This is a genomic window from Halosolutus gelatinilyticus, assembly GCF_023028105.1.
In the GTDB taxonomy this organism is placed as follows: domain Archaea; phylum Halobacteriota; class Halobacteria; order Halobacteriales; family Natrialbaceae; genus Halosolutus; species Halosolutus gelatinilyticus.
This window is the reverse complement of the sequence record NZ_CP095492.1, coordinates 147,357-166,392: the sequence shown is the minus strand read 5'-3', so window position 1 is coordinate 166,392 and position 19,036 is coordinate 147,357. Positions and strand designations below refer to the sequence as shown.

Below are 19,036 nucleotides of genomic sequence, written 5' to 3'. Positions count from 1 at the left end.
GGGATAAGGTTAATTATCTGGGTGCGAAACGGTAACGCGGTCAGTAACTATGACAACAGGCGTTGCTGTCTATGACGAGGATCACAGTTACGGCGGCTACACACTGTTCGCTGAGACGTACGAGGATCCGAGTAAGGCGCCCGACGGGAAAGGGAAGATCTACCTGGTCGACATGGAGGGGGAGCCGGTCCACCGGTGGGAGGTTGAGACCGCGGTCCAGTCTCACTGCCGACTCCTCCCAGACGGGAACCTCATCTACCCGACGCGAGATCGCTCGAAGATCGAGGCGGCGGGCGTCAGGGAGCTCGACGCCGAGAGCGACGTCGTCTGGTCGTACCACTGCCGGATCGATCACGACTTCCAGGTGACCGACGACGGCCGGCTGTTCCTTCACGCGATCGAGGACACGATGGTCCCCGAGATCGGGCCCGAACTCAAGCGTAACCCCTACATCGTCGAGATCGACCGCGACAAGAACGTTCGCTGGGAGTGGCGCGGTGAAGAGCACTTGGACGAACTTGAAGAGCACCTCTCGAACGACGAATGGGAGTACGTCCGTCAGCGCATCGATTCGGAGTACTCCTTCGACTGGGCACACAACAACACCCTGCAGCGCATCCAGCCGAACGAGACCTACGAGCGCGAACGCGAGGGGGACGGGCCGGTACGATTCGAGCCCGGCAACATCGTCTTCTCGTACCGGAGCATCGACGTCATCGGCGTGATCGACTACCCGAGCGGGGAGATCGTCTGGGCGTGGGGACCGGACGAACTCGACGGGCAGCACCTGCCGTACGTGCTCGAGAACGGGAACGTGCTCATCTTCGACAACGGCACCGAACGCGGCTGGTCTCGGGTGATCGAACTCGATCCGTTGACCGAAGAGATCGTCTGGGAGTACACCGGGACGCCGAAGTCCGACTTCTACGCGCCGTTCATCTCGGGGGCACGCCGACTGCCGAACGGCAACACGCTGATCTGTGAGGGGACCGAGGCGCACCTGTTCGAGGTGACGTCCGATGGCGAAGTCGTCTGGGACTTCGTCAGTCCGTTCGGCGAGGAGGGATCCCTCGGGAACGTCTACCGGTGCCAGCGGTACACCGAAGAGTACGTCGCACCGCTGCTCGAGGATCGCTGACAGGCGGGCGATTCGAGATCCGCGGTAGGCGCCCGGTGCGTCTGACGCAGGTATTTACAGGCAGAGAGACAGTCAGCTGACACTAGATGAGCGACGACAGGGAGAACTCCGAGTTGAGTCCGCTGCAGTCGATCTCTCGCGGCGCCTCGCTGTTCATCGGCGGGCGGGTGCTTCGGGACGCGCTAGAATTCGGGTTCAACGCGATTCTTACAAGGGGGTGGGATCGAATCTGTACGGCGTCTACGCCTGCGCGAATACGCTCGTGGCCATCGCCGCCTCATTCTACGGCGTCATGGCGGCACTGGTCGTCGCTGGAGGGGGTGTTTGCGGTCACCGTCGCGCTGTTCCTTGCGCACGTCTCGCTCCGCCCGTCGCTGCGGCTCTCGGGGCCTCCTCGCGGCACTTCTCGATGACGAGCGGGCAGCGAGGGTTGTACGAACGCCCTACGGGGTATTGACCGGGTCGGGGCTCTTGCCTTCGATCGCCCGCACCGAATCGACGTCGATCGACAGGTTGGGTGTCGAGGATCGAGATAGCGGGCCGAGCAGCGCGGTACGAGCCGGAGATACGGAGGCCACGCCCGCCGTTTTCCAGCATCGAACGGTCGTGGGACCGAATGGCACGGGCAATCGACGGTTAGACGAAGGCACACCAGTTATCGGAAGGGGCCAACGCGAGTGAACGTTTCACAAGGCACTACAGACACCAGTTACGCAAATGTTCCCAGTCGGCCGCCGCTTGCTATCGTTTTTCGCGTGTGAACAAGAGTCATTTATCAACGAACGTTATGAATTCGACCGAACGATCCGGTAGACTCAGCAGTCGAGTCCTGTGCCCCTCGAAAGGAGTAGAGCAACGTTCTGCGTTACACCAGTACGAGAGTAAAGCAACGCCGCCCTGCGTTTTGCACGACAAAACGAACTGAAGGGTATCGAGCCGCCACCTTCGGACAGCGTACGGATGCAGTGATGTCTCTCGCTGGTGAGATCGGGAGAATCAGCAGGCTCGTCCGACGACGGCCGGATGCCGCGAGCGCCTGAACGCTCAGTAGTATGGACTGTACGCCGCGAGAAACTCCGAACCGTGGACCTCGAAATCTGAGAGGGTCTGACACCAGGGCGTGATGGTTTCATCCGTTTCGAGGGCGGCCTGCGCGCCCAGCAGTAGCGTCGCGGCGTCGATGAGCCGGTCGGCGTCAGAGCGCCCCTCCTCGACGCACTCCAGGAACGCGTCGATGAACGACCGGTACATGCAGTACAGCTCGTCCTGATCGCTCTTTACGGCCACTGTGTCCGTCCGCCGGTCGTCCGTGACCAGGAACCCGAACGTGTGGGCGTCGTCGGCCCCGTCGAACTGGAACGACGCGTAGGAACCGTCGTCGAACGTCACGTTAACGCTCGCGCCCGGAGCGCCGTTGGCGTCGATCTTCGTCCACCGGCCGTCGATCATCGTCTCGACGGCGTCGACGACGTGGGCCCCGTAGTAGAACGGGTGGTCGTAGCCGACGCCGAACACCGTCCGAGGCGAGTCGGTGGCGTCCAGTTCGGCGATTCGGGGGTGGAACGCCACCGCCGAACCGCCGAACAGCGGCGCATCGTTCGAGCGCGCGACGTTCTCAATGGCTTCGATCTCCGCTAGACTTCCCGCAACCGGCTTGTCGATCAGCGTCGGAATCCCCTCGTGGAGGAACGGAACGGCGAGGTCGGTGTGCGTCCCCCAGTCGACCGTAGAGACGATCACGCCGTCGACCTCGTCGATCATGTCCTCGGATCGGTCGCAGACGGTCGCGCCGTACTCCTCGGAGAACTGTTCGAGGTGCGACTCATCGTGGACGTCGCCGCCGTCCCAGACGGCGGTTACGCTCGCCCGGTCGCTGTCGTCGAGAATCCCAGCGAACTCGCCGGGGTGACTAGTGTCTAGTCCCAGGATACCGATATCGATCATCTAGTGAGTTCCGGTATTGGCGCCGATCGACATAAATGTAGGACATCTTCGGTGTGGTCGTCCCCCGCGGTGTCCCACTGCTGTACGCCGGTCGAGTGTCGCTCGTCGATCACTGCCGCGATACCACCGGGTAGGGGCCGATCAACGCCCAACCACCGGCAGCTATTTGTGGTTGCTGACGCTACAGCTGATCGAATGGAGGAGCTTGCAATCAACGGTGGCCCCAGAGCCGCCGAACCGCTCGAAGTACCGGAGTGGCCGCAGTTGAACGACGCGAGCAAGCGCTACGTCGAGGAGTCGCTCGAGAGCGGCGACTGGTGTCGCAACAGCGGCGGCGAGTTCTGCGACCGGCTGGAAGAGGAGTTCGCAGTGTACCACGACGCTGCCCACGCGATCGCCGTCGCCAACGGGACGGTCGCGATCGAACTCGCACTGCGGGCTTGTGGCGTCCAGCCGGGTGACGAAGTCATCGTCCCCTCGTACTCGTTCATAGCGAGCGCGAGCGCGGTTCCCGCTGTCGGCGGGGTTCCGCGGTTCGTCGACATCGACGTCGAGACGTATAACATCGACCTCGATCATCTGGAAGAGGTGATCACAGACCGGACGGTCGGCATCGTCGGCGTCCATTTCGGCGGCTACCCGATGGACATGGACCGGCTGACCGATATCGTAGAGGACAACGATCTCTTCCTGATAGAAGACGCCGCCCACGCGCAAGGGTCCGAATGGCGCGGCGAGAAAGTGGGGACGTTCGGCGACTTCGGGACGTTCTCGTTCCAGGAATCGAAGTCACTGCCCAGCGGCGAGGGCGGCATCGTCGTCACGGACGACGACGTGCTCGCCGACCGAGCGCGCCTCATGCACAACATCGGTCGCAGGCAGGGCGCGACGGGGTACTACCACTACCACCTTGCGTCGAACCGGCGCCTCTCGGAGCTGCAAGCCGCGCTCGCGCTCGGCCAACTGGAAAAGCTCGACGCGGAGAACGAGGCCCGCGAGCGCAACGAGCGCGTGCTCCTCGACGAACTCGAGTCGATCGACGGCATACACACCAAGCCGCGCGACAACCGAGTGACGGCCCGGGGCTACTGCGTGGAAAACTTCAGGTACGACGCTGAGGCGTTCGACGGGTTGTCCCGCGAGCAGTTCATCCAGGCGCTCAACGCCGAAGGCGTCCCCGTCGGTGAGGGCTACGAGATGCCGCTGTACCGCCAGCCGGCGTTCTACCGCAACGAAGTCGCACGGTTCCTGCCCGCAGACGCCGAGATCCCGGATTACCCGAACCTGCATCTACCGGGCGTCGAGGAGATCTGCCGGACGAACGTTGCCTACAGCCACCGGATGCTCCTCGCCGACGAAGCGGGCATCCGGTCCGTCGCTGACGCCATCCGCAAGGTTCAGGCGAAAGCAAGCGAACTGCTGTCCGACTGATCCGCGCTCTTGACGCCGACGGCACCGGTAGCTACTCGTTGCACCGATCGCATATCTCGGCCATGGTTGACACCGACGGGGAGTACTGTCTCAGCACGGATTCGGCAGGCCGCGGCGCCATCTCCGAGCGACACGGACCGTAGGCGATCTACAGCGAGCGGGCGCACGCGACGTTCGTCGCCTACCGCGGGCCCGAAGCGGACCCCTACGCGACGCGGTTCGACGACGCCTGGGCGTTCTCGGAACCGACGCTCATCGGGACCAACTCGCTCCCCGTCGAGGACAACCACGGGCTGCCGTCGATCTGCGACAACAACGCCGGGCGCGTGCCGCGTTCTACGGATCGCACGGTCGCCACCACCGAGTGGCACGCACCGCGGAGCCGTACGACGTCTCCTCGTGGGACGACCTCGGCGCGATGGACGGCGTTCCGAAGGGCACCTACCCGCACCCGTTCGCCCACGGCGTCGTCTACGTCTTCTACCGCGCGGCGCCTGGTTAGGACGACGAGACCTACCCGTCGGCACAGTACGGGACCGCCTAGATGTCGAAGCTCGAGTGAACGTCGCCGCCGGCTACCCGGTGTCGGCCCTCGCGTTCGTCGCCCTCGGCATCGCGATGACCGGGCTCGGGACGACCGAAGTCGTATAGTCGGCGGCCGCGCTCGCGCTGGTCAGCGGCTACTACGTGCTCCAGTCGCTGCTGGTCGACACGGTGGGAGAAGCAGCATCGGCAACCTGAGGGCGAGCGCGGAACGATCTGTTCTCGAACGGGAGAGACGGCCGCCGCCTCAGTCGTCGCCGGTGCGCTCTCGGAGCGAGGCGCCGACGAGTTCTCCTTCGAGGTACGACTCGACGTCGCCCGACTCGATCGCGTCGTCGAGGACGCCGAGGCACTCGCGGTACGTGTGCAGGATCTCGTCGACGTCGTCCTCAGTGTGGCTGTAGGTCGGGATGTGAGGGCCGGTGAACAGGACGCCGCGCTTGTGGGCCTCCTGCATGAAGAGCGTCTCGAGAACCCTGCCGACGTGGACCTCGTCTTCGGACGGTCCCGCGACGCGATCGCCCGAAAAGCCGATCGAGAACCGCGGCGGATACCCGTTCGCCTCGGTCACGTCGTCGAGGCCGAGCTCGGCCGCGAGGTCGTTGTACCCGTCGCGCAACTGCTCGCCGATCTCGAAGATGTGTTCGTGGACGTTTTCCTCGCGCTGGACGGTGAGTGTCGCCTTCGCCGCAGCCAGCGTCGCCGCGTCTCCTGCGTAGGTCATCGAGTAGAAGAAGTCGTCGCGGGCAATCACGTCCATGACGTCGCGCTTGCCCGCGAGCGCCGAGATCGAGTACCCGTTCGCCATCGCCTTCGCGAAGCACGCGAGGTCGGGCGTCACGCCGAAGTATTCCTGGGCGCCGCCGGGGGCGAACCGGAAGCCGGTCAGCACTTCGTCGAACACCAGTACGGCGCCCTCGCGGTCCGCTATCTCGCGAAGTCGCTGGAGGAACTCGTCCTCCGGAGGGTCGAGGTTGACGGGCGTCGTCACGATGGCGGCGACGTCGTCCGGGTGCTCCTCGAAGATGCGCTCGATGCTCTCGATGTCGTTGTACTCGAAGGACTCGGTGTACTCGCCGATCACATCCGGGATGCCAGCGTCGAGGTTCTCATTGTCGCTGAACCAGACGTCCGGCCACCCGTGGTAGCCTTGCGTGGCGATGACGTCGCGGTCGGTGTACGCGCGTGCGACCTTGGCCGCGAGCGTGGTGACATCGTTACCGCTCTTCGCGAACGTCACCTTCTCCGCGCAAGGGACCATGTCGGAGATCAGCTCCGCGACCTCGACGTGAAGCGGATGCTCCATCGTGTACATCGTCCCGTCCTGGATCTGGTCGGCGACGACCTCGGTGACGTCCGGATAGCTGTGGCCCAGCAGGACCGGGCCAAGCGCCGCGTTGCAGTCGACGTACTCGTTGTCGTCGACGTCCCAGAGTCGACTTCCCTCGGCGCGCTGGATGTGCGTCGGCGAGACGCCCTGGACGAACTGTTTCGGGCTCTTGCTCCCGGTGTGGGACGCGCCCGGAACGAGTTTGCGCGCTCGCTCGGCGAGTTCGAGAGACCGTTGAACGGACCGACCGCTCGACTTCGATTGCTGACCGTCGGACATTGTCGGAGGATTTCGTTCGTACTGTGATAAGAGCTTCGCCGACGCCGTTCTCGTCAGGGACGTCGGGAGTTTTCGAATCGTTCACCGGCCAAGGAAACCGCGGTCACGCCGCCTTCGCACTCGTCCAAACGCCGTTATACGGCCGGGCAATTCGCGGTTGCTCTCGCGGGTCCGTGCTCCGAAGCGCTCTTCGTGACCCATTATTGTTCGCGCATCGGTACTCGGAAACAGCCGCCCTCGAGTGAATCGCCATCAGCAGTAGGAATGTAATCGGGCGGCTTCAGTGCAATACAGACGAATATCCCGTATGTAGGACAATGTTTATTATAGGAGGGGTTGGTGAGTGTTATGCAATGGCAAGAGATGCAAGATCACAGGATACAGGGGAGAGTACGACCGACGGGAGCCGAGACAAAGGCGTTTCGCGCCGGCGCTACCTGAAGACGAGCGCGGGCGTAGCCGCCGTCCCCACGATGGCGGCGCTGTCCAGCGTGGGTGCGGCGAATCCCGTGAACGAGGAGAACCAGCGATCGGGTGACGACGACTGGCTCCCGACGGCACCGGGCGGATACCGGCCCACGGGCACGCACTTCGACGACGTGAACCACCACGTGGAGGGGTATCCCTCGCAGCCGAGCGTCGTCCCGGGCGAGAGCCTGGACTTCCACGTGAGCACCGATCCAGCGGCGACCTACCGGATAGACGTCTACCGGCTCGGCTGGTACGACGGGGCGGGCGGACGCCACGTCACCTCGCTTCCCGAGAAGCAGGGGGAGAACCGCCCGATCCCGGACTGGGACTCGGAAACGGGGCTCATCGAGTGCGACTGGCCGGTCACCGATACCCTAGACGTGCCCAAGCAGTGGACGTCAGGCGCGTACCTCGCTCAATTCGTGGCGACGAGCGGCGAGTACGAGGGTGAGTCGACGGGGTACCTCTTCGCGGTCCGCGAACGCGACGATCGCGGGCGCAGTTCGAAGGTGCTGGCTCAGCTCCCGCTGGCCACCGAGCAGGCGTACAATGGCTGGGGCGGCAAGAGCCTCTACTCGCACACGAGCGCGAAGAGTCCCGAGAAGGAGGAAACAGGCGGGACAGCCGCAAACAAGGTCTCCTACAATCGGCCGATCGGAGGGGCCCCCGGCCCCCACATGCGGTACGCGCTCCACGCCGTGCGGTTCCTCGAACGAGAGGGGTACGACGTCTCGTACGCGACCGACGTCGACGTCCACCGGAACCCCGAGATGCTGCAGGACCGCGAGCTGGCCCTCAGCCTCGGACACGACGAGTACTGGAGCGGAACCCAGCGCGACGCCTTCGATGACGCGCGAGACTCGGGGACGAACATCGCGTTCCTCGCGGCGAACACGGCCCTCTGGCAGGTTCGCTTCGAGGACGACGAGCGTACCCTGGTCTGCTACAAGGAGACCGTCGAGGACGACCCACAGTACGGCGAGCAGAGCGAGACGGATAGCTTCCGTAACCTCCCGGATCCCCGTCCCGAGTGCGAACTGCTCGGCGTGATGGGGACGGGTGCCGGTCTCAACAAGGGCCCCAACCTGACCGTAGTCGAGGACGCGCTCGATCACCCGTGGTTCGATGATACTGGGTTCGCCCCCGGCGACGAGGTCGTCGGCGTCCTCGCCCACGAGTGGGACTACACGCGCGAGGACTGCGATGTCCCCGGCGAGTTGACGAAGTTCTTCCACTACGAGGGCGGCACCAGCGACTACGACTGGATCATCTCAGACACCGACGCGGACTCGGTCGCGTACCAGGCGCCGTCGGGAGCGCGGGTGTTCAGCTGCGGATCGCTCGGCTTTACGTGGGCGCTCGACCCGGACCCGTCGTGGGACCAGGGCTGGCCGATCCGACCGATCGCGGAGGGCGCCGCCGGGCCGGCCAAACCGGAGGTTATGGAACCGGACCGCCGTCTCCAACAGTTCACTCGCAACGTGCTCGACGACCTGCAGAAGCCGATCCCGCCCGCTGACGGCGACGATGCGTCCGATAACGAATCGTAGGCGAATCCGTCGGTAGCCACGGATAGTGACGACGTGCGTGCAGCACCGTTCGAGAAACCGACTGTGCACGCCGGGAACGGCTGTACGGTCGACTCATTCCCCGCAGAGCGATCAGAAGCGTTTTCTCTCGTCATCGGCGTTGCGTACGGTCATCTGTGACGGCTTTCGATCGTAGCCGGATCTGAACGCGAGCGATGTGGTGGATGTCCGGAGGAAACTAACTACCCCGGTGCGACGAGTGCGCCGGCGCCACTCACTCGTCGGGAACGATTTTGTGGAGTGGCTTTATGCTAGTAGTTGTCTGTGATTCAGGAGATAGTACGAACGAGTTTGAATGTAGAATGAGCGTCCCGTAGGCGATCGACACGCCCGTTGAGCAGCCGTCGCCTACCGGTAGATTAATGCGACGGAGAACCGACTCCGAAGTGAGAGGCGATTTAGATGCGACAGATCGTTACGAACGGCGACGGAGAGATTTGGGAGGAATCGCGCGACCGTCCGACACCCGACGCCGGCGAGGCGCTTGTGAAGATTCGCGCCGTGGGGATCTGCGGTAGTGACATCGGACTGATCGAGGGTGAGGGCCCACCCTGGGCGAACTTCCCGATCACACCCGGCCACGAAGTCTGCGCGGAGGTCGTGGAACTCGGCGAGGGCGTCGGGTCGGTATCGATCGGTGACCGGGTCGCCCTCCATCAGTTCATCTACTGTGGCACCTGCGCGGCCTGTCGCGAGGGCCGGTACTACCAGTGCGACGACATCAGCGAGATCGGGTTCTCTCAGGCGGGCGGGTACCGCGAGTACGCCGCCTTCCCCGAACACACGCTCACGCCGATCTCGGACGACGTGTCCGACGTCGAGGCGTGTCAGGTCGACTCCGCGGGCTGCACGCTGCACGCGATGAAGCGCCTCGACATAGACTTCTCCGACACCGCCGTAGTGCTCGGCCCGGGGGCGCTCGGCCTGTTCGGCGTCCAGCTCCTGCGGGAGAAGGGCATCGATGACGTGATCCTCACGGGAACCCGCGAGGCGCGGCTCGACGTCGGGGAGGACCTCGGCGCGACCCGGACGGTCAACGTGTACGACGAGGACCCGGTCGAGGCGATCATGGAGCACACGGACGGCCGCGGCGCGGACGTCCTCGTCGAGGCGGCCGGCTCCGGCGACGTGGTGGACACGAGCCTCAAGGCCGCCGCGAAGCGGGGCCAGATCGCGCTGACCGGCGTCTTCGGCGGCCCGAAGGAGCTCGACCCGAACGAGATCGTCCACAAGGAGCTGTCAGTCGTGGGCGGTGTCACGGCGGCGAACGCCACCGACGAAGTGATCGAGCTGTTCGAGCGCGGCGACCTCACTGTCGACGGTATCGTCACCCACGAGTTCCCGCTCGCGGAGTTCGAGGAGGCGATCGACACCGTCCAGGAGCGCCGCGACGGCGTCGTCAAGGCCGTCCTCCGGCCCTGAGCGTCTCGCCAGCGACTTGACCGCGGGGTCGAACTTCGCGCGCGTCGGGCGGCCGATCCCGGCGCCGTCTGAGATACTATTTTAACACTGCAGACGAATCTCGGACGCATGTCGGACCGACCGAACATCCTGTTTGTCATGACCGATCAGCACCGGGGCGACTGCGTCGGTGCGGACCCCGAATCGCCGACCGATCCGGACGGGCACCCCCTGATACACACGCCGAACATCGACAACTTCGTCTCGGACGGCGCGCTGTTCTCGCGGGCGTACACGCCCTCACCGTCGTGTATCCCTGCGCGGCGGAGCCTGCTCACTGGTCAGACGCCGTCGACGAACGGCGCTCCCGGCTGGGTGACGACGCCCTGGGACTTCGAGCACACGCTGCCCGAAGCGCTTCGGGACGCGGGCTACCAGACCAAACTAACCGGGAAGATCCACTCGATCCCGCCGGGGAATCATGTCGGGTTCGAGAGCATGGACCAGCACGAGGCGCTGTACGGCGGCCCCGCCGACGACTACGAGCAGTGGCTCGAGCGAGAGAGCGGCGGCGAGTTCGACGAAACGTCCCACGGCCTGGGCAGGAACTCCTGGGACCCGCGACCGTGGCACCTGGAGGAGTACCAGCACCCCACGAACTGGACGACGCGGAAGGCGCTGGAGTTCCTCGACGAGCGCGACGAGACGCGCCCGTTCTTCCTTAACCTCTCGTACGTCAGACCCCACACGCCGTTCGACCCGCCGCAAGCCTACTGGGATATGTATGTCGACCGCGACATCCCGACGCCGTACGTGGGCGACTGGACCGACGAGACGTACGGCGACAAGATCCCGGAGTATCCCGCCGCGGACGCGTGGGTCGCGGACCTCTCGCCGACGATCGCCCACCGCACGCGGGCTGCCTACTACGGGCTCGTCACGCACATCGACCACCAGATCAAGCGGGTTATCGACAGGCTCAGGGTGATGGGCGAACTCGAGAACACGTTCGTCGTGTTCCTCTCCGATCACGGCGAGATGCTCGGCGACCACTACCTCTGGCGGAAGACCTACGGCTACGAGGGATCCGCCCGCGTGCCGCTGATCCTGCAGTTCCCCGGGGCGATGGAACTGCCACGACAGCAGATCGTCGACCAGCCGGTCGGCCTGGAGGACGTGATGCCGACGCTGCTCTCGGTCGCGGACGCGCCCGTCCCCGACACGGTCGAGGGACGGAATCTGCTGGACCTCGTCCGCGACCCCGACAGGGACGACTGGCGCGACTGGTACCACGGCGAGCACGCGGCCGGGAGCTACGACCCCGAGAACGGGACCCAGTACGTCATCGCCGAACGCATCAAGTACGTCTGGAACCCGGTCACCGGCGAGGAGCTACTGTTCGACCTGGAGCGCGACCCCGGCGAGGAGAACGACCTCTCGGACGACCCCGACCACGCAGACGACCTCGAACGCGCCCGGAACGCCCTGATCGACCGGCTCGAAGATCGGCCCGAAGGTTTCGTCGAGGACGGATCGCTGGTCACGACGGACACCGGACCCGAGAGCCTCGGCGACCCGGACGACGCGAGTTCGGGCAACTAGACGCGACGCCGCTCTCGAACGGGGCCGCTCACTCCCATGACGCCAACAGCGGCGCTTCTGCCGCCTCTTCGAGCACCCGTTCGCGCGTCCGCGCTTCGTAGGCGGGCATCGGCTCGAGGTCGAACGTCGGACTCCCGAAACGAGAGGACCCATGCGCGGGTTTCGCGAATGGGTCCCTATACGGGGTAACCGCTTGATGCGTTCGGCCCGTATTGATCGTCGGGCTCGAGAGGAACTACCCGTTCGCGACGGCGGGCGTCCCGCTGGCCGATTGCAAAAGCTCTTTGTCGCCCGTCGACCCGTATCGGCTATGGTACAGACAGCCGTACAGCTGTTTACGCTGCGAGACGTCGACGAACCGCTGTGGGAACTCGTCGAACGAGTTGGAGAGACGTCGTTCGACGGCGTCGAACTGTACGACGCGCACCTCGACGCGCTGGAGGACGAGGACACGCGGCGGCGAACGCACGAGGCCCTCGGCGAGGCCGGCCTCGAGGTTCCGTCCGTCCACGTCGGCGTCGAGCGACTCGAGTCGTCGCTCGACGAGGTCGTGGATGCGTGCGGCGCGGTCGGCTGCTCGACGCTGGTCATCCCGACCTACGACGCCGGCGCGTTCTCGACGCGCGCCGGCGTCGGGTCGGCCGCCGACCGGATCGCCGGGCTGGCAGCCGACCTCGAAGAGCATGGCTGCGAGGTGCTATACCACAATCATACGTTCGAGTTCGACGAGGTCAACGGCGAGGTCGCGTTCGAGACGTTCGTGGACGCCGCCGACGGCAGGTTCGGCTTCCAGCCCGACGTCGGGCTCGCGACCCATTCCGGCTACGACGCGCTCGACTTGCTGGAGTTCGTCGGCGACCGGGCGCCGATCGTCCACCTCACCGACACGGTGCCGGGCGACGACGATCTGCTCCACGCCGACGTCGGCGAGGGCGCCGTCGACGTCGGCGCCTGCGCAGACACCGCGGCGGAGAACAGCGCCGAGTGGTTCGTCTGCGAGAACGGCCGGACGACGGACGCCCTGGGATCGCTCGAACACGGTAGCGAGGTGTTCGACGACCTGCGAGAGCGTGCCGACGGATAGATCGCTTGTCGGCGGTGAGAGGCGAGGTCTGGTCTCGCGACCGCGTTCGGACCGCGATCCGAGTTTTCGTCGAGGAAACGCTTACGTCCCAGCACCGTCCACATCGATCCAGACGGTTCCAATATCCGACGCAGACGGCCCCACGACCGGTATCCTCGAAGAGATGACGATCGACGAGGTAGAAACGCTCGACCCGAAGTCGTCGCCTTCGGCCTCGGGTCGACCGAACCGCACGGTCCTGACGTGCCCGAGAGCGCCGGCGGGGAGACGCGCACCAGTTCCGCCGAGAGGGGTGAGACGATCGTCGACGGCGCCGCTGACAGGATCGCGGACCTGCTCGTGGCGCTCGACGAGGCAGACCATCACGAACGAATCAGGTCGTCGCGGCCGACGGCGACGTGCTAACTGCTCTTCTCGCGGCCGTCGAGGACGCGACCGGCGGCCAAGACGTCATCCTCGACGCCCTTGGCGGTTCCGAAGCGAAGGCGGTACTGCGAGACGTCGGGCTGGAGCGACAGCGTCGTCTCGCGCGGATGACCTACCGCGAACCGATCGGACGCTGACGGGCGAGAACGTGGCGGCGGCCGCCAGCTTCGAACTCGGATGAGACGGCGATCCGCGGCCGTTCGCCGCCGTGCGGGCGTCGCGGGGCGGACGGCGGTCGGCGCGACGCCGGTTCGCCCCGTCTCCGATCGTTTTCTCGTTCGAAACAGCTGTTGTCCGGCCTCCGGCTGTATTTTACAATTATACATCTGTAAAAGCCCGAGAAGCACGGCAGCTTCCGAACGCCCGTTAGACGGGTGTAGCGGGCGTAATGTAGCAACTATCACCGCACGTCACAGACGAACGAATGGCGATCCGACTCGCGTTTACTCTCTCAAAACGAATTCCGACTTCGGCCGGTCGAGTCGACGACCGCTGCCGGAGACCGTGACCGGGCGTCAGCGACCGTCGATGCGGTGTACGCTGCCCGAAATGGTTTCGAGGAGGCGCTCTTCGGTGTCGCGGTCGGGGCCGTGCTGGGTCCCGTCGGAGTCGGTTTCGAGGGAGGCCTCGACCGCCCCGGCCCACCCTTCTTCGTACGGCGTCGACGTCCACCCGAGGTCGGCGAGTTTCGCCGTCGAAACGAACGAGGGGTACGACCGACAGAGGCTGAAGTCTTCGGGCGAGAGCCCTACCGCCGCGAGATCACGCCGACTCGCGTGTGCGACGGTAACGGACGTGTTCAGAGCGTTCGCGACGTGTTCGATCAGATCGACGAGCCGACACTGGTCGCGGGATGCGACGTTGTACGCCTCCCCGGGTTCGCCTCGCTCGGCGACGATCCGGATCGCTCGCGCGACGTCTTCGACGTAGCCCAGGTGGATCGGCATCCAGTACTCGTCGCCCGGCACGGCGATCCGGTCGAAGCGGTTCACCCGATCGATCCAGTAGTCCTGGCGCTCGGTGTAATCGTGGGGACCGTAGATCGCCGTCGGGCGCACGCTCATCGCGTCGACGCCCCGGTCGGCCGCCTCGAAGAGGGCGCGGTCGCCCTCGGCCTTGCGGCGGCCGTAGGTCTCGTGGGAGTCGTCCCGCGCCTGCTCGGGAGCACAGGACATCAGGGGGGTATCGTCCTCGCGGAGCGGGATCGACGACCACTCGTACGCGCTCGTGCTCGACACGTAGACGTACGCGTCGACGTCGTCAAACACCGTCGTCGCGGTCCGGACGTCCGCCGGCTGGTACGCGGCGAAGTCGACGACGACATCCGGGCCGACCGCAGCCGCGGCCTCGCGCAGGTCGTCTTCGTCCTTCCGGTCGCCGCGGACGCGATCGACGCGGTCGCCGAACGGGTCGTCGGTCTTCCCTCTGGAGAACAGCGTCACCTCGTCCCCGCGGTGGAGGAACTCACGGACCGTGAATCGCCCGATGAACCGCGCGCCGCCGATTGTCAGAACCGTCGCCATAGAAGACCGATAGCGAGCCATCGCATATGGATCTGGCTGTCGACGGTCGCCGCGCTTCGGTCGCCGGACCAGTTTTCCGTAGGCGATAGGTCTTTGCCCGGGGCGGACGACGCTCCGGCGAGGTCGAGAGATCGACGTGATACCGTGAAACAGGTTTCGCCGAGAGAGGCAGTGAGCCGCAAGTTCCCCGAATCGGTCGTGTTCATCGTCGCCCCGGACGCCGACGGCGCGCCGAACGTGATGCCGGCGGGCTGGAGCATGTTCTCGTCCAACGATCCGCTGATGATGGCCGTGAGCGTCGGCCTCGAGCGGTACACCCACGACTGTCTCCGGGACGCCGACGACTACGTGATCGCGTTTCCGAGCGCCGCACAGACGGAAGACATCGTGTACTGCGGTTCCAACTCCGGCGCGGACCTCGACAAGATATCGGAGTCGGGCCTCGAACCCGCCGCTTCCGCGGAGATCGAAACGCCGATCCTCGAAGACGCCGCCGCGTGTTTTGAGTGTCGTCCCGGCGGATCGTTCCGGACGGGCGACCACCGCATCTTCGCCGGCGAAATCGTCGCCGCCCACGTCTCGGAAACCTACGAGGAGACGGTGAACAACCTCGGGCGGGCGTGGGGTGACGGGCCCGAGCGATTCAAGACGCTCTCTGAACTGCTCGGTGCCGAGCACACCCCGCCGTAAGGCGACCGGAACGGAGATCGATACTGAACGCTCAGTTGGCGGCAGACTCGTCGCCGGCTCTACGATCGATAGGCCGGATCGAAGCGTTGAATTCTAGTACGCGGATCCGATTGCTCGAGGTGGTTACCGAGAACCGTATTTACTTATGCTATGATATTAATCGTGAATGTGGGTATGGTTAGAATTTCACATGGACAGTCAGATAGGGCTACGAAGAAGAGCCGGAACAATGACGATTCCGGCGGGGTCGCGGATCGGCGATCGTTTCTGAGTGCAGCAGCTGGAACCGCTGTGGCAGCGGCGGGCTTGAGCGCCGTCGGGACGACCGCAGCGGCCGGGGACTACACGACCGTCGTCAACATCGTTGATGACTGTGGCGCAGATAACACCGGCACGGAACCGATCAATGACGCCCTCAACGAGGCGGTCGCCGACGACACGAAAGTCGTCTTCCCGGACGGCACCTACTGGATCGCCGGCGATGGATTCACCCGCTGGCGATTCGGTGAAGGTGACGAGGGCCGGGAACTTTCGAACGTCGCTCTCGTCGGACGCGGCGACGTGACGCTTCGGCCGACGGCGGACACGAATCCGTACATCATCACTCTCTGGGGCGATGCGATCCGAATCGAAAACTTCCGGGTCGATCAGACCGCCCACCACACATCGACCGGTATTTCTGCGGTCGCCGCCGACGAGTTGGTGCTCCGGGATCTTACGTTCGTGGGCGCTGGCGACGGTCCCGGCGGACCAACCGACGACTACGGCGACGGCGGCGAGCGCACCGGTCCCTTCAACCTGATTCCGGGCATCAGCGATCCGGACGGGTCCGGCCTGATCCGAAACGTGCACTCGCCCGACGGTACCGTCCCCTACTACCGAAAGGGCGGCTGCTGGGTGAATTTTCTGTTACACAGGGGCCACCTCCAGATTGAGCGGTGTTCGTTCGAGAACTTTTCGGACAACGCCATCTACGCGTCAGGGCCCGGGCGGCCGTCCGGCGGCGGCGGGTCGGTCGGCGTGGAGAACTGCTTTTTTCGCAACAACAACGTCTCCTCGATTCGACTTGGGACGGCGGGCAGTTACGCGAAGAACTGCACGGTCGTCTTCGACGGCGAAGGGCCACCGCCGCTCCCGTGGGGCGGGCTCACCGGCCGAACGGCGTGGCTCTGGTACGAGTTCGACGGCTACCTCGAAAACATCGACGTCGTCAGCGACCACGAGGCGGGCCACGGGGTGTACGATCGCAACGGCACGGCATACGAGCAGCCGAACTCGATCGACCTCCAGAACTGCCGGTTCGAGCTGAACGCCGACGGGACGGACGCGGTCCGCGTGCTCTCCGGCGGCGACGCCGTGACGGCGCGGAACGTCAGCGTCACCGGCGATGCGGGCGACGGGGCGGCGCTCACGATACAGGATCGCGAGCTCGACGTCGACAACCTCTGCGTGCACCAGAGCGGCGCCGATCGAGACGGGCTCGACCTCGCCGGCGTCACGGGCTCGATCACCAACGCGGCGATCGACGTCACGGGCGAGCAGATCGTGACCGACGAGGAAAGCGACGTCACGGTTCGGAACCTCCGCGAGAAGGGCGGCTGCCCGCCGGCCCAGCGCCAGCACTCGGCGGAACAGTAAGCGGCGTCGCGGGGTAGAGGAGTTCGCGCTGCGACCGCCCGGAGGTAGCACGACCGCAGGCAGTCGGTCTACCACGCGGCCCTTCGGGACCGCTTTTTCGTCCCGCAGCCGAGACCTCCGATAGGTCGCCGGAACGCAAACTATAATCTCCGGGAGGATGCCGCTAGTACAACGAATGATCGACTGCCACTTCCACATCTGGACGCAGGACGAATCGACTCCCGAAAAGCGAGCCGAACGAGCCGAGCAGTTCCGGCGGGAAGCCGACGCTCTGGGGATCGACCGGACAACCCTCATTGGCGAGATCGGCGATACCGTCGAGGAGTGCCGGGAACACAACCGCATGGTCGCGAAGTACGTCGACGAGCATCCGGATCTGTTCTACGGGTGGGCGCGGGTCCACCCATCGCTGGGCGAGAAAGGCGTCGAAGAGTTCCGGCGAGCGGTCGAGGAGGACGGACTGGTCGGTCTCAAACACCACTTCGTCGGCACGGAAATCAACATCACGGACCCGGAGTTCCGTCCGCTTGCGGAGGCGGCCGTCGACATGGACGTTCCGATCATCTCCCACGTGATGCAAAACGAGGAGCCCTACCCCTCCGAGCGGCCGAGCGAGGCGCGCTCCGAGGACGTCGCCGAGCTGGCTACCCAGTACCCCGATCTCAAGCTGATCTCGGCGCACCTCAGCGCCGGCGGTAACTGGGAGCACCGCATCAGGAACATCGCGTCCCACGATAACGTGTATCTCGATCTCAGCGGGAGCAACTGCGAGGCCGGGCAGATCGAGATGGCCGCCGAGCACCTCGGGGTCGACCGGTTGCTGTTCGGGACCGACACGTGGCTCTCGGTGTGCGCCGGCAAACTGGACGCCGCTGACCTGCCGCCGGCGGACAGGGCACAGGTCGCGTACAACTTCGAGCACCTGCTCCACGACGGCATCGAGAACAGACTCTCCGAAGACGAGCGGGAGGCGCGGATCGAACGAGCGACCGAGCGCTTTGCCGACCTCGACGAGCCCTACGAGGAGGAGATCGTCGACGCGAACGCCTACGTCGGCGACTGGCCGTTCTATCCCTTCGACGCGTCAGCCGAGGACCTGATCGAGCGGATGGACGAGAACGGCGTCGACAGGGCCGTCGTCTCGTCGCTCGCGGCGGCGTTCTACCGCGATCCCCAGCACGGGAATCGCGAACTCCTAGAGGGGATCGAGGGCTACGAGGGCCGCCTGATTCCCTTCGCCACGATCGATCCCACGTTTCCGGGGTGGGAAGACGACCTCCGTCACTGTATCGAGGACCTCGGCATGCGGGGCGTGCGGATGCTGCCCGCCTACCACGACTACGACATCGACGCCCCCGAGACCGAGGAACTGCTCGAGGTCTGCGCGGAACTCGACGTGCCAGCGATGCTCGTACCTGCCCTAGAGGACCAGCGCGGTCGTCACCCGCGGGTCGAACTCCGCCACTTCGAGGGAATGGGCCAGGCCAAGCACTGGCGAAACGACGCGATCGACGACGTGATCGACCTCCTGATGGCCGTCCCGGACGCAGATGTCGTCGTCGCCGGCGCCTGGTCGGCCGGCGCACGCATCGTCAGGGAGACCACGACCGTGGACCGACAGGACGTCCGGCTACACAACGCGGTCCGATCGGGAGAGACGCTGCTCGTGATCGACGACCTGTTCAACTATTGGACGCAGACCCAGGGACGGGACATCGCCGAGCAGATCGGCACCGATCACCTCGTTATGGGGCCGAGGCTCCCGCTGAAGTACTTCGATGCCTTCTACACCTACACGAAGAACCTGCCGGTCAGCGAGGCGGAGAAAGACAGGGTACGGAGCGGCAACATCTTGGACCTGCTCGACGAGTAAGTCGGGTCGGGAATCGAACGGGCCGGACCGATCTCCGGGTTACGACGCCGTCGGAGAAGCACAGCGACGCCCGA

The 19,036-nt window shown here is 65.2% G+C and carries 15 protein-coding genes; 11 read left to right on the top strand and 4 right to left on the bottom strand.

All coding sequences use genetic code 11. The annotated features are described in order from the left end of the window. Positions 1-49 precede the first annotated feature (49 nt). Positions 50-1,138, top strand: coding sequence for an aryl-sulfate sulfotransferase (locus MUH00_RS19865; protein ID WP_247004549.1), 1,089 nt, complete (start codon positions 50-52; stop codon positions 1,136-1,138). Positions 1,139-2,182: 1,044 nt separating this feature from the next. On the opposite strand, the gene MUH00_RS19860 is transcribed toward MUH00_RS19865, so the two are convergent. Then, positions 2,183-3,082, bottom strand: coding sequence for a Gfo/Idh/MocA family protein (locus MUH00_RS19860; RefSeq protein ID WP_247004548.1), 900 nt, complete (start codon positions 3,080-3,082; stop codon positions 2,183-2,185). A 195-nt stretch (positions 3,083-3,277) separates the two neighbouring features. Here MUH00_RS19860 and MUH00_RS19855 point away from each other — a divergent pair, with 195 nt between their 5' ends. Further along, on the top strand, positions 3,278-4,513 hold the full coding sequence (locus tag MUH00_RS19855) for a DegT/DnrJ/EryC1/StrS family aminotransferase (RefSeq protein ID WP_247004546.1): 1,236 nt from the start codon (positions 3,278-3,280) through the stop codon (positions 4,511-4,513). A gap of 364 nt (positions 4,514-4,877) precedes the next feature. Next, positions 4,878-5,015: a hypothetical protein gene (locus MUH00_RS19850; RefSeq protein ID WP_247004544.1), complete on the top strand. Its 138-nt coding sequence runs from the start codon at positions 4,878-4,880 to the stop codon at positions 5,013-5,015. 288 nt (positions 5,016-5,303) lie between these two features. Here the strand turns inward: MUH00_RS19850 and MUH00_RS19845 are convergent, their stop codons facing one another. Further along, positions 5,304-6,665 (bottom strand): aminotransferase class III-fold pyridoxal phosphate-dependent enzyme, encoded by a 1,362-nt coding sequence (locus tag MUH00_RS19845; RefSeq protein ID WP_247004543.1) that lies wholly within the window; start codon positions 6,663-6,665, stop codon positions 5,304-5,306. Positions 6,666-7,018: 353 nt separating this feature from the next. On the opposite strand from MUH00_RS19845, the gene MUH00_RS19840 reads away from it, so the two are divergent. The 4 genes from MUH00_RS19840 (at position 7,019) to MUH00_RS19825 (ending at position 12,812) form a co-directional block, all read left to right on the top strand. Beyond that, positions 7,019-8,686: a N,N-dimethylformamidase beta subunit family domain-containing protein gene (locus MUH00_RS19840; protein ID WP_247004542.1), complete on the top strand. Its 1,668-nt coding sequence runs from the start codon at positions 7,019-7,021 to the stop codon at positions 8,684-8,686. Between the two features lie 441 nt (positions 8,687-9,127). Continuing rightward, positions 9,128-10,147, top strand: a complete 1,020-nt coding sequence (locus MUH00_RS19835; RefSeq protein WP_247004541.1) for a zinc-dependent alcohol dehydrogenase — start codon at positions 9,128-9,130, stop codon at positions 10,145-10,147. Between the two features lie 108 nt (positions 10,148-10,255). Further along, positions 10,256-11,728, top strand: a complete 1,473-nt coding sequence (locus MUH00_RS19830) for an arylsulfatase (RefSeq protein ID WP_247004540.1) — start codon at positions 10,256-10,258, stop codon at positions 11,726-11,728. A 310-nt stretch (positions 11,729-12,038) separates the two neighbouring features. Continuing rightward, the gene (locus MUH00_RS19825; protein WP_247004539.1) at positions 12,039-12,812 is read left to right on the top strand and encodes a sugar phosphate isomerase/epimerase family protein; all 774 of its coding nucleotides are present in this window, start codon (positions 12,039-12,041) and stop codon (positions 12,810-12,812) included. 81 nt (positions 12,813-12,893) lie between these two features. Here the strand turns inward: MUH00_RS19825 and MUH00_RS19820 are convergent, their stop codons facing one another. Next, positions 12,894-13,175: a hypothetical protein gene (locus tag MUH00_RS19820; protein WP_247004538.1), complete on the bottom strand. Its 282-nt coding sequence runs from the start codon at positions 13,173-13,175 to the stop codon at positions 12,894-12,896. Between the two features lie 35 nt (positions 13,176-13,210). Between MUH00_RS19820 and MUH00_RS19815 the strand changes: the two genes are divergently transcribed. Then, on the top strand, positions 13,211-13,375 hold the full coding sequence (locus MUH00_RS19815) for a hypothetical protein (RefSeq protein WP_247004536.1): 165 nt from the start codon (positions 13,211-13,213) through the stop codon (positions 13,373-13,375). Between the two features lie 378 nt (positions 13,376-13,753). Here MUH00_RS19815 and MUH00_RS19810 read toward each other — a convergent pair whose 3' ends face one another. After that, positions 13,754-14,761 carry an NAD-dependent epimerase/dehydratase family protein gene (locus MUH00_RS19810; protein WP_247004534.1) on the bottom strand — a complete coding sequence of 336 codons (1,008 nt, stop codon included), beginning with the start codon at positions 14,759-14,761 and terminating at the stop codon, positions 13,754-13,756. Positions 14,762-14,932: 171 nt separating this feature from the next. Here MUH00_RS19810 and MUH00_RS19805 point away from each other — a divergent pair, with 171 nt between their 5' ends. The 3 genes from MUH00_RS19805 (at position 14,933) to MUH00_RS19795 (ending at position 18,962) form a co-directional block, all read left to right on the top strand. Beyond that, positions 14,933-15,451, top strand: coding sequence for a flavin reductase family protein (locus MUH00_RS19805; RefSeq protein WP_247004533.1), 519 nt, complete (start codon positions 14,933-14,935; stop codon positions 15,449-15,451). Between the two features lie 291 nt (positions 15,452-15,742). Continuing rightward, positions 15,743-17,089 (top strand): hypothetical protein, encoded by a 1,347-nt coding sequence (locus tag MUH00_RS19800; RefSeq protein WP_247004532.1) that lies wholly within the window; start codon positions 15,743-15,745, stop codon positions 17,087-17,089. A gap of 175 nt (positions 17,090-17,264) precedes the next feature. Next, entirely contained in the window at positions 17,265-18,962 is a 1,698-nt protein-coding gene (locus MUH00_RS19795; RefSeq protein ID WP_247004531.1) for an amidohydrolase family protein, read from the top strand. Positions 18,963-19,036: the final 74 nt, after the last annotated feature.

What these genes read in the sequence shown, in the direction of transcription:
- MUH00_RS19865 (WP_247004549.1), top strand. Translation starts at nt 50, where the DNA reads ATGACAACAGGCGTTGCTGTCTATGACGAGGATCACAGTTACGGCGGC.
- MUH00_RS19860 (WP_247004548.1), bottom strand. Translation starts at nt 3,082, where the DNA reads ATGATCGATATCGGTATCCTGGGACTAGACACTAGTCACCCCGGCGAG.
- MUH00_RS19855 (WP_247004546.1), top strand. Translation starts at nt 3,278, where the DNA reads ATGGAGGAGCTTGCAATCAACGGTGGCCCCAGAGCCGCCGAACCGCTC.
- MUH00_RS19845 (WP_247004543.1), bottom strand. Translation starts at nt 6,665, where the DNA reads ATGTCCGACGGTCAGCAATCGAAGTCGAGCGGTCGGTCCGTTCAACGG.
- MUH00_RS19840 (WP_247004542.1), top strand. Translation starts at nt 7,019, where the DNA reads ATGGCAAGAGATGCAAGATCACAGGATACAGGGGAGAGTACGACCGAC.
- MUH00_RS19835 (WP_247004541.1), top strand. Translation starts at nt 9,128, where the DNA reads ATGCGACAGATCGTTACGAACGGCGACGGAGAGATTTGGGAGGAATCG.
- MUH00_RS19830 (WP_247004540.1), top strand. Translation starts at nt 10,256, where the DNA reads ATGTCGGACCGACCGAACATCCTGTTTGTCATGACCGATCAGCACCGG.
- MUH00_RS19825 (WP_247004539.1), top strand. Translation starts at nt 12,039, where the DNA reads ATGGTACAGACAGCCGTACAGCTGTTTACGCTGCGAGACGTCGACGAA.
- MUH00_RS19820 (WP_247004538.1), bottom strand. Translation starts at nt 13,175, where the DNA reads ATGGTCTGCCTCGTCGAGCGCCACGAGCAGGTCCGCGATCCTGTCAGC.
- MUH00_RS19810 (WP_247004534.1), bottom strand. Translation starts at nt 14,761, where the DNA reads ATGGCGACGGTTCTGACAATCGGCGGCGCGCGGTTCATCGGGCGATTC.
- MUH00_RS19795 (WP_247004531.1), top strand. Translation starts at nt 17,265, where the DNA reads ATGATCGACTGCCACTTCCACATCTGGACGCAGGACGAATCGACTCCC.